The sequence below is a fragment of the Amycolatopsis sp. NPDC021455 genome, from assembly GCF_040640995.1.
GTDB lineage: Bacteria > Actinomycetota > Actinomycetes > Mycobacteriales > Pseudonocardiaceae > Amycolatopsis.
The window spans coordinates 33,349-48,335 of sequence record NZ_JBFACT010000069.1 but is presented as its reverse complement, the minus strand read 5'-3'; the positions used below and the strand labels follow the sequence as shown (position 1 = coordinate 48,335).

Sequence of the window (14,987 nt, the reverse complement as noted above, 5' to 3'; positions counted from 1 at the left end):
GGCCCGGCGTCTCCCCCGCTGGCGGGCCACAACCGATACCGAACCCCGCCGGGGGGGTGGGGGTGGTGCGCCCGCTCACCCGCCGCCCCCACCACGCGCGAAGGAAGGGGGTGTGCGATGCGAGTCTGGGAAACCAGCGTCAAGAAGCCTTGAGCTCCCGCGCGATGACGATCCGCTGGATCTGGTTCGTGCCCTCGAAGATCTGGGGGACCTTGGCCTCCCGCATGTACCGCTCCACCGGGAAGTCCCGCGTGTACCCGGCGCCGCCGAGGACCTGGACGGCGTCCGTCGTCACCTTCATCGCGCCGTCGGTCGCCACCAGCTTGGCGATCGAGGCCTGCCGCTTGAAGGGCATCCCGCGGTCGCGGCGCCGGGCCGCGTCCAGGTACAGCGCGCGCGACGCCTCGACCGTCGCCGCCATGTCCGCCAGCAGGAACTCGATCCCCTGGAAGTCGATGATCGGGCGGCCGAACTGCGACCGCCCCTTCGCGTACGCCACGGCCTCGTCCAGCGCCGCCTGGGCGAGGCCGACCGCGCACGCGGCGATCCCGAGCCGGCCCGAGCTCAGCGACGACAACGCGATGCGGAGCCCGTCGCCCGGCGCGCCCAGGAGGCGGGACGCGGGGACCCGGGCGCCGTCGAAGATCAGCTGGGCCGTCGGGGAGCCGGTGAGGCCCATCTTCCGCTCCCGCGGTGCCGCCGACAGGCCCTCCGTGGCCCCGTCGACCAGCAGGCACGAGATCTCCTGCTCGCCCGTGCGGACCATCGTCGTGTAGAAGTCCGCCACTCCCGCGTGCGTGATCCACGCCTTCGTGCCGTTCACGACGTAGTCCGAGCCGTCGAGACGCGCGCGCGTCGACAGCGCCGCCGCGTCCGAGCCCGCCTGCGTCTCCGACAGCGCGTACGCGCCCAAGAGCGAGCCTTCGAGCATGTCCGGCAGCCACTGGTCGCGCTGCTCGTCGGTGCCGTACTCCGCCAGCGCGTAGCAGGACATCGTGTGCACCGACAGCCCGACGCCGACCGTCATCCACGCCGTCGCGATCTCCTCGAGGACCTGCAGGTAGACCTCGTACGGCACCTCGCCGCCGCCCCAGCGCTCGGCGTAGGGCAGGCCCAGCAGCCCGGACTTGCCGAGCAGGCGGAACTGCTCACGCGGGAACTGCTCGGCTTCCTCGGCCGCCGCCGCCCGCGGAGCGAGTTCGTCGCGCGCGATTTCCCTGGTCAGAGCGATCAGCTCTGCGGCTTCCGGGGAAGGCAGCAGTCGTTCGGCGGGCATCTTCGTCCTCCAAAACCGTACTGAAAACAGTACTGTGGGCCTGTCTATAGTACAGTACGACAGGCCTGGGGTCTCCGGAAGACGTAGGAGATAGTGAGCCGATGCGCCCCGAACCCCGCCGACGGCCGACCGCCCGTCAGCGCGCCCTGCTCGCCGACCTCGAGGCGCTCTTCCTCGACGAGGGCTTCGCCGCCTTCACCCTCGACGACCTCGCCGGCCGCCTGCGCTGTTCGAAGTCGACGCTCTACGCGCTCGCGCCCAGCAAGGAGCAGCTCGCCGTCAAGGTCGTCACCCGGTTCTTCCGGGGCGCCGCGGAGCGGATCGAGGAGCGCATCGCCGGGATCGACGACGCCCGCAAGCTCATCGGCGAATACCTCGCGGGCGTCGCCGAGCACCTCAACCGGGCGTCGCCGTCGTTCATGCGCGACCTCGCCGAGTTCGGCCCGGCCCGCGAGGCCTACCAGCTCAACAGCCGGTTCGCCGCGAAACGGCTCCGGCAGTTCATCGACCAGGGTGTCGCCGACGGCGTCTTCCGGGACGTCCACGCCCGGCTGGTGGCCGAGATGACCGGGCTGATCATCGAAGGCATCCAGACGGGGGTGCTCCGCCGGCGGACGGACGTCTCCGACGCCGAGGCGTTCACCGCTTTGGGCGAACTGCTCCTCGGCGGCTTGAACAAATAGCGGACAGGAATTGTCAGCCGATACTCGATTAAACTCCCCGGCGTGATCGTCGTAGGCGGAGAAGCTCTGGTCGACCTGGTTCCCGGCGACCCCCTGGATTCCACTGTGGACGGTGGGCTGCGCGCGCTGCTGCCGCGGCTCGGCGGCGGGCCGTACAACGTCGCGCTGGCCGCCGGCCGCCTCGGCGTGCCGGCGGCGTTCCTCTCGCGCGTGTCCACCGATCGCTTCGGCGACGCGATGATCGAGCGCCTGCACGCCTCCGCCGTCGACACCTCGCTGCTGCAGCGTGGTGACGAGCCGACGACGCTCGCCGTCGTGGCGCTCGACGCGAAGGGTGCCGCGCGCTACTCGTTCTACGTCGAGGGCACCGCCGACCGGCTCGTCGCGGACCCGGGCCCGCTGCCCGAGAATGTGACCGCGCTCTCACTCGGCACCCTCGGCATGGTCCTCGAGCCCGGCGCCTCGGCGTACGAGGCGATGCTGCGCCGCGAAGCCGCTCGTGGCGTGCTGACCGTCCTCGACCCCAACATCCGCGAGGCGCTCATCACCGACCCGGCCGCCTACCGGGCCCGGTTCGCGTCCTGGCTGCCGGACGTCCGGCTGCTGAAGATCTCCGACGACGACGCCGCGTGGCTCACCGAGGGCGCCGACCCGGTCGCCGCCGCGAAGACGTGGATCGAGTCCGGTGTGGACGCCGTGGTGCTCACCCGGGGTGCCGACGGGCTCGCCGTGATCACCGCCGCAGGTGAGCTGGCCCACGTGCCGTCGCGGAAAGTCGCCGTCGCGGACACCATCGGCGCGGGCGACACCGTCCAGGGCGCCCTGCTGGCCTGGCTGCACACCCACGACGGCGCCGACCTGGCGTCTCTCGACGCCGGCGCGTGGCGGGAGGCCCTCGCCTTCGCGGCGAAAGCGGCGTCGATCACGGTGTCCCGCAGCGGCGCCGAGCCGCCCACGTCCGCCGACATGGCGTCGGCCGTGTGAACCTGGTCCCAAAGCGGCCCTCAGGAGCAACGTCACCGCTGCGCGAAGGCACGTTTCTCGACTAACGTTGAGGGGCATTCTTCATACCCCAGCGGGGCGGTGTGCAGCGAGGCGCCAGTGTTTCCTCGCGTGAACACGTGGCTACCTGTGAAACGTACAGGCGCCGCCGGCCCGTGCCCAAACGTGAGAGGGACTTGCATGTCCGACGCGACGACTGCGGGGCAGGCGTACGGCGAAACCGCGAAGCTGACCCTGCCGAGTGGCGAACACGAGTTCAAGATCGTCCACCCGGTCGAGGGCGCGCCCGGGATCGAACTGGGGAAGCTGCTGGCGCAGACGGGGTACATCACCTACGACCCCGGTTTCGTCAACACCGGCGCCGCGTCGTCGGCCATCGCCTACATCGACGGTGACGCCGGCATCCTCCGCTACCGCGGTTACCCGATCGAGCAGCTGGCCGAGAAGTCGACCTTCATCGAGGTCTCCTACCTGCTCATCTACGGCGAGCTGCCGACGCAGGCCCAGCTGGCCGACTTCACCGAGAAGATCCAGCGGCACACGCTGCTCCACGAGGACCTGAAGGCGTTCTTCAGCGGCTTCCCCCGTGACGCCCACCCGATGCCGGTCCTGTCGAGCGCGGTTTCGGCGCTGTCGACCTTCTACCAGGACTCGCTCAACCCGTTCGACGAGCCCAACGTCGAGCTGTCCACGGTCCGGCTGCTGGCCAAGCTGCCGACCCTGGCCGCGTACGCGTACAAGAAGTCCGTCGGCCAGCCGCTGCTGTACCCCGACAACTCGCTGGGCCTGGTCGAGAACTTCCTCCGGATGACGTTCGGCTTCCCGGCCGAGCCGTACGAGGTCGACCCCGAGGCCGCCAAGGCGCTCGACCTGCTGTTCATCCTGCACGCCGACCACGAGCAGAACTGCTCGACCTCGACCGTGCGCCTGGTCGGCTCGTCCGAGGCGAACCTGTTCGCCTCGATCTCCGCCGGCATCAACGCCCTGTTCGGCCCGCTGCACGGCGGCGCGAACTCCGCGGTGCTCGACATGCTCGAGGGCATCCGCGACTCCGGCGGCGACGTCGCCCAGTTCGTGAACCGGGTGAAGAACAAGGAAAAGGGTGTCAAGCTCATGGGCTTCGGGCACCGGGTCTACAAGAACTACGACCCGCGCGCGAAGATCATCAAGAGCACGGCGGACGAGATCCTCGGCAAGCTGAAGGGCGGCGACCAGCTGCTCGACATCGCCAAGAAGCTCGAGGAGACGGCGCTTTCCGACGACTACTTCGTCGAGCGGAAGCTGTACCCGAACGTGGACTTCTACACCGGCCTGATCTACCGGGCGCTGGGCTTCCCGACGAAGTTCTTCACGGTGCTGTTCGCGCTCGGCCGGCTCCCGGGCTGGATCGCGCACTGGCGCGAGATGATCAACGACCCGGCCACCAAGATCGGCCGCCCGCGCCAGATCTACACCGGCCACGCTTCGCGGGACTACACCGCGATCAGCGAGCGCTGATTCTTTGGTACAAGCGCCCCGTCGTGCATCCGCACGGCGGGGCGCTTATCGTTCCGGCGTGACCAGAGAAGCGCCGGTTGTCCTGTGGTTCCGCCGCGACCTGCGGCTCGGTGACCACGCCGCGCTGCTGGAGGCGTCCCGCCACAGTAAGCACGTCCTCGCGCTGTACGTCCTCGACGACGCGCTGCTGAAGCCGGGCGGTGCTCCTCGGGAGGCGTTCCTGTACGGCTGCCTCCGGGCCTTGGACGAGCAGCTCGGCGGCCGGCTGATGGTGGTGCGCGGGGACCCCGCGATCGAGGTCGTCCTGGCGGCGCGTTCGGTGGGGGCGGCCGCGGTGCACGTGAGCACGGACTGCGGGCCGTATGGCCGCCGTCGCGACGCCGCCGTGGCGAAGGCGTTGGCGGAGAACAACATCGACTGGGTCGAGACGGGCTCGCCGTACGCCGTGACGCCGGGGCGCGTCACCAAGCCGGACGGCGACCCGTACCGCGTCTTCACGCCGTTCTTCCGCGCCTGGACCGCGCACGGCTGGCGCGCTCCCGCCGAAACTGCGTCGTCCCTTGTGGACTGGATCGAGCCGCCGTCGTCCTGGGGGATTCCGCGGCCGCCCGAGGTTTCCGCGGTGCTGCCCGAGCCGGGCGAGCGGGCCGCGCTGCACGTGTGGCACGCGTTCCTCGACGGCGGCGTCGAAACCTACGAGACCGACCGCGACCGGCCGGACCTCGCCGGCACCACCCGGCTTTCGCCGTACCTGCGTTGGGGGTGCGTGCACCCGCGGACGCTGCTGGCGGACCTCGACGACAGCCCGGGCGCGAAGTCGTTGCGGAGCGAGCTGTGCTGGCGCGAGTTCCACGCCGACGTCCTGTGGCACCGGCCCGAGACCGCGCGCGAGAACTACGACCGCCGGTTCGACGGGATGAAGTACGACGACGACCGCGAAGCGTTCGAGCGGTGGTGCGCGGGCCGGACCGGCTACCCGATCGTCGACGCCGGCATGCGGCAGCTGCTCGCCGAAGGCTGGATGCACAACCGGGTGCGGATGGTCGTGGCGAGCTTCCTGGTGAAGGACCTGCACCTGCCGTGGTGGCTGGGCGCCCGCCACTTCATGAAGCACCTGGTGGACGGCGACCTGGCCTCGAACCAGCTGAACTGGCAGTGGGTGGCGGGCTGCGGCACGGACGCGGCGCCGTACTTCCGCGTCTTCAACCCGACGACCCAGGGCGAGAAGTTCGACCCGGACGGCGACTACGTGCGCAAGTACGTGCCGGAGCTGCGCTCGGTCGCGGGCAAGGCGGTGCACAAGCCGAAGGACCGCCCCGAGGAGTACCCGGCGCCGATGGTCGACCACGCCCACGAGCGCCAGGTGTCCTTGGAGCGGTACGGAAAGATCACGTCGTGAGCGGGCGGACGCGCCACACGACGGCGAGCGCGGGATCGCCGGTGGCACTCGGCTCGATCCGGTCCACGGTGAAACCCTCGCGCTCGTAGAACGCGCCGGCTCGCTCGTTGGCCGCGAAGTGCTCGATGTACAGCCGTCCGGCGTCGGCGGGCAGCCGCGCGACGAGGGCGTCGAGCAACCGCGGGCCGAGCCCCCGGCCGCGCTGCCCAGGGTGGACGTAGAGCTTGTAGACCACGTGGTCGGGGCCGTTGCGCCCGCGTTGCCCGACGCCGGCGAGTTCCCCGCCGTCCTCGGCGACGACCACCAGCCCGCCCGCCACGGCCGCCGACAGGTGCGTCTCGTTCCACCAGTCGCGGACCTGCGCGGCCGCGGCGGCCGCGCCGATCAGCGGCGCGTAGTGCGCCCGGACGTGCACCTCGCCGAACCTGCTGATGGCGGGCACATCGCCGGGCCGCGCCACCCGCACCTCAGCCACGCAGGGCCTCCGACAGCTTGATGCGGCTGCCGATCCGCAGGACGCTGTTGCCGTAGATCTTGCCGCCCACCCAGGTCAGCAGCGCGACGCAGGCGACGGTCAGCGTCAGCGACACCGCGATCTCCCAGCCCGCCGCCGCGCCCGTCGAGATGCGGGCCGGCATCAGGATCGGCGACAGCAGGGGGATCAGCGAGACGATCTTCGTCGCCGAGCCGGCCGGGTTCTGGACCAGCAGGTTGAACCCCGCGATGAACCCGACGACCAGGATGATGTTGAGCGGCCCGACGACCGACTGGGTGTCCTCCTGCCGGGAGACCAGCGAGCCCAGCGCGCCGTAGACCGTGGCGTACAACAGGAATCCCAGCAGGTACCAGAGCAGCCCCCACAACACCGCGCCGGTCGCGAAGCCGGACAGGGTGAACACCCCGGTCGCCGTCGCGGCGCCCAGCCCGACCGCGCCCAGGATGACCAGCTGGGTCAGGCCGACCAGGCCGAGCCCGATCACCTTGCCCAGCAACAGCTGCCACGGCCGCACGCTGGCGAGGAGGATCTCCACGACTCGGCTCGACTTCTCCTCGACGACGCCCTGGGCGACCATCATCCCGTAGGTGATGATGCTCATGTACAGCAGGAACGCCACGACCAGGCCGACGACCAGCCGCTGCGTGTGGTCCGCGGGCTCGGGCGAGATCGCGTCGTCCTGCACGTGGGTGCTGTTGACCCGGGTCATCACCTCGGCGGGCTCGAGCTGGGCGGACGACAGCACGCCGTCGAGCACCTGCTGCTGCGCGACCTGGTCGAGCACGCGGCGCAGCTGATCGTCCAAAGAGGACTTGTAGGTGGCGGTCAGCTTCGCCGCGCTGCCCGAGACGAGCGCGTCGAAGTCGCCGTCCTCCACCTTCTTCCGGCCCTCGGCCGGGTCGGTGACGACAACCGTGGTGATCTCCCGGCCCGAGAGCGCGGCTTCGGTCTGCAGCTGCCGGGCGATCCCGATCGCCTGCCCGGTCAGCCCGACCGTGCTCTTGTCCGACGAACCGGCCAGCGCCGTCTGGAACACGACGTAACCGAGCAGCAGCACCAGCAGTACGGCGGTGCCGACCACGAACGACCGCGTCCGCAGCCGCGTGTTCAGCTCGCGCTTCAGCACGAGCCAGACGGCCCGGCGGGCACTCAGCGTCCTCATCGCGGTTCCCCCTTCTCGGCTGCGACATCCAGGGACACCGCATCGCGGAACAGCTCGGTCAGCGAACGGCGACGGCGGCTGAACTCGGTGACGGGCCCGGTCGCCAGGGCCGCGGCGAGCACGGTCTGGTCGTCCGCGCCCGGTTCGAGGTCGAGCACGGTGGTGGCGCCATTCTCCTCCAGCACGCGGACGCCGGGCAGGCCCGCGGCCCAGCCGGAGTGCGCCGCCGGGGCGGTCACGACGAGCTTGCTGCTGGCGCCCGCGGTCAGTTCGGCGACCGTGCCGACGGCCACCATCCGGCCGCCGCGGATGATCCCGACGCGGTCGCACAGCCGCTCGACGAGGTCGAGCTGGTGGCTGGAGAACACCACCGGCACCCCCGCCGCGGCCTTCTCCCGCAGGACGCCGCTCATGACGTCGACCGCGAGCGGGTCGAGGCCGGAGAACGGCTCGTCGAGCACCAGCACGGCCGGGTCGTGCACCAGCGCGGCGGCCAGCTGGACGCGCTGCTGGTTGCCGAGGCTGAGCTTCTGCACCTCGTCCTTGCGGCGGTCGGCCAGCCCGAGCCTGCCGATCCAGCTCTCGGCGTTGCGGTGTGCCTCGTCGGTGCTCAGCCCGTGCAGCTCGGCCAGGTAGACCAGCTGTTCCAGGACCTTCATCTTCGGGTACAGCCCGCGTTCCTCCGGCATGTAGCCGATGTGCGTGCGGGTCTCGTGCGTGATCTTCGCGCCGTCGAAGCGGACCTCGCCGCCGTCGGCGGCCAAGACCCCCAGCGCGATCCGCATCGTGGTCGTCTTGCCGGCACCGTTGCTGCCGACGAAGCCGAACAGCTCCCCGGCGCGGACGTCGAACGAGACGCCGTCCAGCGCGACTTTCGCGCCGTAGCGCTTGGAGATCCCGTCGATCTCCAGTGTCCCCTCAGTCATTCCCCATCCCCTCTTCGAAGTCTTCGGGGTCGTCGTCCGGCAGCGACCAGCCCAGCACGATGGACGGGATGGTGGCGCCGGTGACCAGCAGCGCGGACAGCATCATCGCGCCGCGCCAGCCTCCTTCGGGCAGGTCCGCGACCGCCATCGCGTAGAACATCGCGACGATCATCAGGTACACGAGGACCTCGTAGCCGATGAACGTGATGCGGTGGCGCCACTCGCGTTCCCGCTCGTCGAGCAGCCGCGAGAAGCCACCGCTGATCCGCCCGGTGAGGATCCGCAGCAGGACGAACCCGGCGCCACCGACGACGAACGCGCCCAGCCAGAGCACGAAGAACACCCAGGGCGGCGTGGTCTTGAAGACGGCCGCGGCCACGATGAGCCCGGCATCCCCGGCGGCGACGACGAGGGTCAGCGTCCGGCGGCGCTTCCGCGTGCGCCAGCCCGGCAGCTTCCGCGCGCGCCGTTGTTCGCGCTCGTCCAGCTTGTCGAGCTGGCGTTCCCAGTAGGCCGCGAGCCGGCCCTGCTGCTCGGTCATGCTCCCCCCTCGCGGTAGACCTGGGTGGACAGTGGCGTGAACGGTTCGCGGCCGAACACGGCTTCGACCGGCAGGTCGAACACGGCGCAGATCCGGAACGCCAGATCCAGGCTCGGATAGTGGTCACCCCGCTCAAGCGCCCCGATGGTCTGCGGATTGACCTCGACGGCGGTCGCGAGCGCGGCCCTGCTCATCCCGCGCTCGGCGCGGAGCACGGCAAGCCGGTTGTAGATCGGCAGCTCCTTGCCGCGTCTGACCGGACTCATGAACATACTGTTGCAAAAACCCAACAGGACGTCAACTTAAGAGAACATCAAGTCCGGCTTGTCCACAGAGTGGCTGCGATGTGGACAACCGGCCGGAGTGGCGGCTTTCCGCCGGGTTTCGTCGGGGGGTGCCGATAGAATGGACCTGGGGACGCCCCCCTGGGAGTGGCGGGGGCCGCTTTCGGTCAGACCAGCCCGGCGAGGGACTTGTCGACAAGCTCCGCCACCCGCGGAGCCGCCGCGGCGGCGTCGGCGGGGATCAGCGACAGCCGGGTGCGGCGCTCCAGCACGTCCTCGACGTCCAGTGCTCCCTCGTTCCGGACCGCCCAGACGATCTCCGCCGCCGTGATCTCCGTTCCCGGGGCCACCGGGGCCGCGAACTCCGCGTCCAGCTCGCCCAGTGCTGCCACGCGAGGGGCTTCCGTGCCGTACCGGGCCACCAGGCGCGGTGAAGCGTCCACAAGAGACAGACGCGGAGAAGCGCCCAATAGCGGCAACCGCGTTGTGCGGCAAGGGGAAGCCGAGAGCCCCGCCAGTCGCACGGCTGCGTCGACCGCGTCCTCGGCCATCCGGCGGTACGTCGTCAGCTTGCCGCCGACCACCGTCAGCAGGCCGTCCGTGCCGGCCAGGACCGCGTGCTTGCGGGACAGGTCCGCTGACCGGCCGCCTCCGGCCACCAGTGGCCGCAAGCCGGCGAACGATCCGGCGACGTCCGCGCGGGTCAAGGGGCGGGCCAGTACCGACGACGCCAGCGAGAGAAGGAAGTCCACATCGGACTCCGGAACGACTGGTACGTCCGGGATCGGGCCCGAGATCGGCTCGTCCGTGAGTCCCAAGTAGACCCGGCCGTCCGGCTGGGGGAGCAGGAAGACGAACCGGTTGGTCTCGCCCGGCACGCCGATGTTCACCGACGTCGTCCCCAACGGCACCGTTCCCGGCGCGAGCACCAGGTGCGAGCCGAGCGACGGCCGCAACCGCACCGCGCCCGTCAGCGTTCCCGCCCACACGCCCGTCGCGTTGATCACCTGGCGGGCGTGGATGTCCAGGGTGTCGCCCGAGAGGCCGTCGCGGACCGTGACCCGGTCCGCGGAAAGCGACGACGCCGAAAGCCTCGTGAGAATGCGAGCGCCGAACGTCGCCGCCGTGCGGGCGAGCGAGATCACCAGCCGGGCGTCGTCGACCAAGGCGCCGTCGTAGGCCAGCAACGCGCCGCGCAAACCGTGCGCGGAAAGGCCGGGGGCCAGCGCCAAGGCTTCGGCCGCCGGGATCTTGCGGGGCCGCGGCAGTACCGACGACGGCGTGCGCGCTGCGCGGCGGAGGCCGTCCCCGGCTCGCAGCCCGGCCGCGACAAGCGCTTCCTGAAACCGCGAAGTGCCGGCGTACAACGGAAACAACTGCGGCATCGCGCGCGTGAGGTGCGGTGCCGTGCGTGTCATCAGGATGCCGCGCTCCACGGCGCTTTCGTGCGCCAGGCCGAGCTCGCCGTGCGCCAGGTACCGCAGGCCGCCGTGCACGAGCTTCGAAGACCAGCGTGACGTCCCGAAGGCGAGATCGTGCGCTTCGACAAGCGCCACCGACAACCCGCGCGAGGCCGCGTCCAAAGCGATTCCGGTGCCGGTGACGCCGCCGCCGACCACGACCACGTCGACGCGCTCGCCCGACGCCAGCGCCGCGAGCTCGCGTTCGCGGCGCCGCGCGTTGAGCGAGCCGGACGTCATGGCTTCAGCGCCGCGTCGAGCACGTGGGCGAACTCCGCCATCAACGCCTGCTCGCCGACGTCCGCGGTCGCCGGCCGCAGCGAGAACGCGAACGACTGGACCACCAGCAGCACCGACCGCGACTGCGCGGCGACCGGTGCCCGCCGGATCGAACCGTCCTCGTGGCCGGCCTCCAGCAGCTGGTGCAGCACCTGCTCGGCGAACTGCTGGGTCGCGCCGAGCCGCTCCACGATGTACGGCAGGACCAGCTCGGGGTCGACGTCGAGCAGGGTGCGGAACAGCGGATCGCCCGACAGCGCGCGGATCCCGGCCGCGGCGATCAGGACCAGGCGTTCGCGGCTGTTCGCGGCTTCGGCGCCGCGTTCGCTGGCCGCGCGCAGCAGCCCGCTGAACTCGCGCGTCATCAGGGCGGCGAGCACGCTGCGGACGTCGGGGAAGCGGCGGTAGACCGTCATCCGGCTGACCCGCGCGGTGCGGGCGATTTCGGCGAGTGTGGTGCGGCGCACACCGACGTTGAGCACGCACGCGCGCGCGGCGTCGAGCAGCACGTCGTCGGCCACGCGGGTCGCCGTCTGCCGGTTCCGGGTGTCCGCGAGCGCGGACGAACCCGCGGTCTGGGGAGTGTGACGTTTCACATCCATGTGTCACACTGTAGACGTGAACGTCCTCATTGACCACCGCATCCGCCGGTCATGGACGGCGGAAGCCGCTGACGCCGCCCAGCTGCCCGCGCGTGCGGCCAGGTGGCTTGAACAGCGTATAGGTCCGGTGGCCCCCGGCGCCGCAGCGGCGCCCGGAATGCCGGTGGAAATACCGTCACCGAAACTGGACGAATCTGCTGTCGCGGCGTTGTCAAAAGTGGTCGGTGCGGAAAACGTGCTGGTGGACGACGTGGCCCGGCTGGCGCGGGCGACCGGACTGTCCTACCTCGACCTTCTGCGGCGCCGTTCGCCGTCCGCGGATTTCCCCGTCCCCGACGCGGTCGTGCTGCCCGCCGGCCCCGACGAGGTCCAGGCGGTGCTCGACGTCTGCGTCCGGCACGACGTCGGAGTCGTGCCCTTCGGCGGCGGCACTTCGGTCGTCGGCGGCGTCGCGGCGCTGCGCGGGGAGAAGGCGTCGGTGATCGCGCTCGACCTCGTCCGGCTCGACGCGCTCGTGTCGGTCGACGCCGAGTCGCGCATCGCCGTCCTGCAGGCCGGCGTCCGCGGTCCCGAAGCGGAGCGCCTCCTCGGCGAGCACGGCCTGACGCTCGGGCACGTACCGCAGTCGTTCGAACGGGCCACGATCGGCGGGTTCGCGGCGACGCGCTCGGCCGGCCAGGCGTCGTCGGGCTACGGGCGGTTCGAGGACATGGTGACCGGCGTGCGGCTGGCGACCCCTCGTGGCGCGTGGAAGCTCGGCGTCGCGCCGGCGTCCGCGGCCGGGCCGGACCTGCGCCAGCTCGCGATCGGCAGCGAGGGAACACTCGGTGTGATCACCGAAGTCGCGCTGCGGGTACGGCCGGTCCCGCCGGTCCGGCGCTACGAGGGTTACGCGCTGCCCGGCTGGACGGCCGGTGCGGAGGCGGTGCGGGACCTCGCGCAGCACCACGCGCTCGCCGACGTCACGCGGCTGTCCGACGGCGACGAGACCGAGGTGTCGCTGGCGCTGAACGCCGGGCTCAAGACGACGGTGCTGCGCCGCTACCTCGCCGCGCGCGGGGTGCGGCGGCCGTGTTTCCTCATCGTCGGCTGGGAAGGCACCGCGCACGACGTCGCGCTGCGGCGCCGTGAGACGGCACGGCGGCTCAAGACGGCGGGCGCGGTGCGCGTCGGCAAAGCGCTCGGCGAGTCGTGGCGGCACGGCCGGTTCGCCGGACCCCGCCAGCGCGACGCGTTGCTGGACCGGGGTGTCTGCGTCGAGACGCTGGAGACGGCGACCTACTGGTCCAATGTGGACGAACTGCGTGACGACGTCCGCGCTGCTCTGACGGCGTCGCTGGGCCGGGCGATCGTCATGTGCCACATTTCGCACGCGTACGAGACGGGCGCGTCGCTGTACTTCACGGTGCTGACGGCCCGCGACGACGCCGATCCGGTCGGTCAGTGGCAGCGGGCCAAGGCGGCGGCCTGCGAGGCGATCACCGGGCTCGGCACGATTTCGCACCACCACGCCGTCGGCGTCGACCACGCGCCCTACCTGAGCGCGGAGATCGGCGCGCTGGGCGTCGAGGTGTTGCGGGCGGCCAAGTCCGCGGTGGATCCGACCGGCATCCTCAACCCGGGCAAGCTGGTCTAGGGGAAGGTGCGCCCGTCCGGCGGCGTGACGACGGTGCACGCGACGCCGGGGCCGTCGGCCGGTTCGCCGGTCAGCTCGACGGCCTGCGCCTGCGGGACGTCGGCGGTGCGCACCGGCTTGCCGTCGACCAGCAGCGGGTACCGGATCGGCACCGCGCCGATGTAGGCCAGCACGTCGGTGACCGCGCTGCCGTCTTCGAGCGTGATGTCCGGGTCGGTGAGCCGGACGAGGTGGTAGCGGTTGCCGCGGCCTTCGCAGATGTCGAGCACCCTGAGCTGGTCCGGGGTCACGAACCAGACGGCGTGTTCCTCCACGCCGGGCAGCGCGGTCAGTGTCGCCGGGCGCTGGCCGTCGCGGAAGCGGAGGCCGGACGCCCACACCGCGGCGAGTCCGTCGCAGCGTGCGTGCGCGACCACGACCGGGCCCTCGAGTCCCAGTTCGGCGCGCATCCAGCTGATCTTCGACGGGTTCGCGTTGGAGCCGTAGGCGAGCACGGCCTGCCGGTCACGCCAGCCTTCCGGGGCCGTCTCCAGCGGGTGGCCGGCGCCGTTTTCGTGCACGAAGGAGAAGCCCGGCCGGGTCCCCGGGTAGGGGTCGGCCGGGTAGTCCGCGTCGGCGAAGAGAATCAGAACGTCACCACGCTGCGCAGGACGTCACCGTGGTGCATGCGCTCGAAGGCCTGCTCGACGCCGTCGACGCCGATCCGCTCGGTGACGAACTTGTCGAGCGGCAGCCGGCCCTGCAGGTAGAGGTCGACGAGCATCGGGAAGTCGCGGCTCGGCAGGCAGTCGCCGTACCACGACGACTTCAGCGAACCACCGCGCGAGAAGAAGTCGATCAGCGGCAGGTCGTTCAGCCGCATCTCGGGCGTCGGGACGCCGACGAGGACGACCGTGCCGGCGAGGTCACGCCCGTAGAAGGCCTGCCGCCAGGTCTCCGGCCGGCCGACGGCGTCGATCACGACGTCGGGGCCGAATCCGCTGGTGGCGTCCTGCATGGCCTCGACGACCTGGTTTTCGGCCAGGCCCCGGCTGTTGACGGTGTGGGTGGCGCCGAAGTCCTTGGCCCACTCCAGCTTCCGGTCGTCCATGTCGATCGCGACGATCGTGGTGGCGCCGGCCAGCTTCGCGCCCGCGATGGCGGCGTCACCGACGCCACCGCAGCCGATGACGGCGACCGAGTCGCCGCGGGTGACGGCGCCGGTGTTGATCGCCGCGCCCAGCCCGGCCATGACCCCGCAGCCGAGCAGCCCGGCGACGGCGGGCTCGGCCGTCTTGTCGACTTTCGTGCACTGTCCGCTGTGGACGAGCGTCTTCTCGAGGAAGGCGCCGATGCCGAGGGCGGGCGACAGCTTGGTGCCGTCGGTGAGCGTCATCGGCTGGGCGGCGTTGAACGTCGAGAAGCAGTACCACGGCTTGCCGCGCTTGCAGGCCCGGCAGGTGCCACAGACCGCGCGCCAGTTGAGGATGACGTAGTCGCCCGGCTCGAGATCGGTGACGCCCTCGCCGACCGCCTCGACGACGCCGGCGGCCTCGTGGCCGAGCAGGAACGGGAACTCGTCGTTGATCCCGCCCTCGCGGTAGTGCAGGTCGGTGTGGCAGACCCCGCAGGCCTGGACGTTCACGACGGCCTCACCGGGCCCGGGATCGGGAACCAGGACGGTCTCCAGCGAGACGGGCTCGCCCTTCGCCCGCGAAACGACCCCCTGGACCTCGTACGGCATGCGAATCCACCTTCCGGCTGC

15 protein-coding genes are annotated in these 14,987 nt (G+C 71.1%); 5 read left to right on the top strand and 10 right to left on the bottom strand.

The window, feature by feature from the left end; genetic code table 11:
- Positions 1–139: 139 nt before the first annotated feature.
- Positions 140–1,276 (bottom strand): acyl-CoA dehydrogenase family protein, encoded by a 1,137-nt coding sequence (locus AB0G28_RS41215; RefSeq protein WP_361102743.1) that lies wholly within the window; start codon positions 1,274–1,276, stop codon positions 140–142.
- 101 nt (positions 1,277–1,377) lie between these two features.
- Here AB0G28_RS41215 and AB0G28_RS41210 point away from each other — a divergent pair, with 101 nt between their 5' ends.
- The 4 genes from AB0G28_RS41210 (at position 1,378) to AB0G28_RS41195 (ending at position 5,857) form a co-directional block, all read left to right on the top strand.
- The gene (locus tag AB0G28_RS41210; protein WP_361102741.1) at positions 1,378–1,959 is read left to right on the top strand and encodes a TetR/AcrR family transcriptional regulator; all 582 of its coding nucleotides are present in this window, start codon (positions 1,378–1,380) and stop codon (positions 1,957–1,959) included.
- A 42-nt stretch (positions 1,960–2,001) separates the two neighbouring features.
- On the top strand, positions 2,002–2,943 hold the full coding sequence (locus AB0G28_RS41205; protein ID WP_361102739.1) for a carbohydrate kinase: 942 nt from the start codon (positions 2,002–2,004) through the stop codon (positions 2,941–2,943).
- A gap of 198 nt (positions 2,944–3,141) precedes the next feature.
- On the top strand, positions 3,142–4,458 hold the full coding sequence (locus AB0G28_RS41200; protein WP_361102737.1) for a citrate synthase: 1,317 nt from the start codon (positions 3,142–3,144) through the stop codon (positions 4,456–4,458).
- Between the two features lie 58 nt (positions 4,459–4,516).
- Positions 4,517–5,857 (top strand): deoxyribodipyrimidine photo-lyase, encoded by a 1,341-nt coding sequence (locus tag AB0G28_RS41195; RefSeq protein WP_361102735.1) that lies wholly within the window; start codon positions 4,517–4,519, stop codon positions 5,855–5,857.
- On the opposite strand, the gene AB0G28_RS41190 is transcribed toward AB0G28_RS41195, so the two are convergent.
- The 7 genes from AB0G28_RS41190 to AB0G28_RS41160 all read right to left on the bottom strand — a co-directional run bounded on the left by AB0G28_RS41190 (position 5,847) and on the right by AB0G28_RS41160 (position 11,526).
- Positions 5,847–6,332, bottom strand: a complete 486-nt coding sequence (locus AB0G28_RS41190) for a GNAT family N-acetyltransferase (RefSeq protein WP_361102733.1) — start codon at positions 6,330–6,332, stop codon at positions 5,847–5,849. The two genes, AB0G28_RS41195 and AB0G28_RS41190, sit on opposite strands and share 11 nt — an antisense overlap.
- Positions 6,325–7,515: an ABC transporter permease gene (locus AB0G28_RS41185; RefSeq protein ID WP_361102731.1), complete on the bottom strand. Its 1,191-nt coding sequence runs from the start codon at positions 7,513–7,515 to the stop codon at positions 6,325–6,327. Before AB0G28_RS41185 ends, AB0G28_RS41190 begins: the two co-directional genes overlap by 8 nt.
- Positions 7,512–8,441 (bottom strand): ATP-binding cassette domain-containing protein, encoded by a 930-nt coding sequence (locus AB0G28_RS41180; protein WP_361102729.1) that lies wholly within the window; start codon positions 8,439–8,441, stop codon positions 7,512–7,514. The genes AB0G28_RS41185 and AB0G28_RS41180 overlap by 4 nt, the downstream gene beginning before the upstream one ends.
- Positions 8,434–8,982 (bottom strand): hypothetical protein, encoded by a 549-nt coding sequence (locus AB0G28_RS41175; RefSeq protein ID WP_361102727.1) that lies wholly within the window; start codon positions 8,980–8,982, stop codon positions 8,434–8,436. Before AB0G28_RS41175 ends, AB0G28_RS41180 begins: the two co-directional genes overlap by 8 nt.
- Positions 8,979–9,248, bottom strand: a complete 270-nt coding sequence (locus AB0G28_RS41170; protein WP_361102724.1) for a helix-turn-helix transcriptional regulator — start codon at positions 9,246–9,248, stop codon at positions 8,979–8,981. Before AB0G28_RS41170 ends, AB0G28_RS41175 begins: the two co-directional genes overlap by 4 nt.
- A 185-nt stretch (positions 9,249–9,433) precedes the next feature.
- Positions 9,434–10,966 carry a glycerol-3-phosphate dehydrogenase/oxidase gene (locus AB0G28_RS41165; RefSeq protein WP_361102722.1) on the bottom strand — a complete coding sequence of 511 codons (1,533 nt, stop codon included), beginning with the start codon at positions 10,964–10,966 and terminating at the stop codon, positions 9,434–9,436.
- Positions 10,963–11,526, bottom strand: coding sequence for a helix-turn-helix domain-containing protein (locus AB0G28_RS41160; RefSeq protein ID WP_361102749.1), 564 nt, complete (start codon positions 11,524–11,526; stop codon positions 10,963–10,965). The genes AB0G28_RS41165 and AB0G28_RS41160 overlap by 4 nt, the downstream gene beginning before the upstream one ends.
- Before the next feature lie 298 nt (positions 11,527–11,824).
- On the opposite strand from AB0G28_RS41160, the gene AB0G28_RS41155 reads away from it, so the two are divergent.
- Positions 11,825–13,243 (top strand): FAD-binding oxidoreductase, encoded by a 1,419-nt coding sequence (locus tag AB0G28_RS41155; RefSeq protein ID WP_361102747.1) that lies wholly within the window; start codon positions 11,825–11,827, stop codon positions 13,241–13,243.
- Here the strand turns inward: AB0G28_RS41155 and AB0G28_RS41150 are convergent.
- Together AB0G28_RS41150 and AB0G28_RS41145 are read right to left on the bottom strand one after the other, a co-directional pair.
- Positions 13,240–13,803, bottom strand: a complete 564-nt coding sequence (locus AB0G28_RS41150; protein WP_361102720.1) for a gamma-glutamylcyclotransferase family protein — start codon at positions 13,801–13,803, stop codon at positions 13,240–13,242. The two genes, AB0G28_RS41155 and AB0G28_RS41150, sit on opposite strands and share 4 nt — an antisense overlap.
- A 65-nt stretch (positions 13,804–13,868) precedes the next feature.
- A complete protein-coding gene (locus AB0G28_RS41145) occupies positions 13,869–14,966 on the bottom strand; it encodes an S-(hydroxymethyl)mycothiol dehydrogenase (protein ID WP_361102718.1) in 1,098 nt (365 codons plus the stop codon).
- Between the last annotated feature and the right edge of the window lie 21 nt (positions 14,967–14,987).

What these genes read in the sequence shown, in the direction of transcription:
- AB0G28_RS41215 (WP_361102743.1), bottom strand. Translation starts at nt 1,276, where the DNA reads ATGCCCGCCGAACGACTGCTGCCTTCCCCGGAAGCCGCAGAGCTGATC.
- AB0G28_RS41210 (WP_361102741.1), top strand. Translation starts at nt 1,378, where the DNA reads ATGCGCCCCGAACCCCGCCGACGGCCGACCGCCCGTCAGCGCGCCCTG.
- AB0G28_RS41200 (WP_361102737.1), top strand. Translation starts at nt 3,142, where the DNA reads ATGTCCGACGCGACGACTGCGGGGCAGGCGTACGGCGAAACCGCGAAG.
- AB0G28_RS41185 (WP_361102731.1), bottom strand. Translation starts at nt 7,515, where the DNA reads ATGAGGACGCTGAGTGCCCGCCGGGCCGTCTGGCTCGTGCTGAAGCGC.
- AB0G28_RS41180 (WP_361102729.1), bottom strand. Translation starts at nt 8,441, where the DNA reads ATGACTGAGGGGACACTGGAGATCGACGGGATCTCCAAGCGCTACGGC.
- AB0G28_RS41175 (WP_361102727.1), bottom strand. Translation starts at nt 8,982, where the DNA reads ATGACCGAGCAGCAGGGCCGGCTCGCGGCCTACTGGGAACGCCAGCTC.
- AB0G28_RS41170 (WP_361102724.1), bottom strand. Translation starts at nt 9,248, where the DNA reads ATGAGTCCGGTCAGACGCGGCAAGGAGCTGCCGATCTACAACCGGCTT.
- AB0G28_RS41165 (WP_361102722.1), bottom strand. Translation starts at nt 10,966, where the DNA reads ATGACGTCCGGCTCGCTCAACGCGCGGCGCCGCGAACGCGAGCTCGCG.
- AB0G28_RS41145 (WP_361102718.1), bottom strand. Translation starts at nt 14,966, where the DNA reads ATGCCGTACGAGGTCCAGGGGGTCGTTTCGCGGGCGAAGGGCGAGCCC.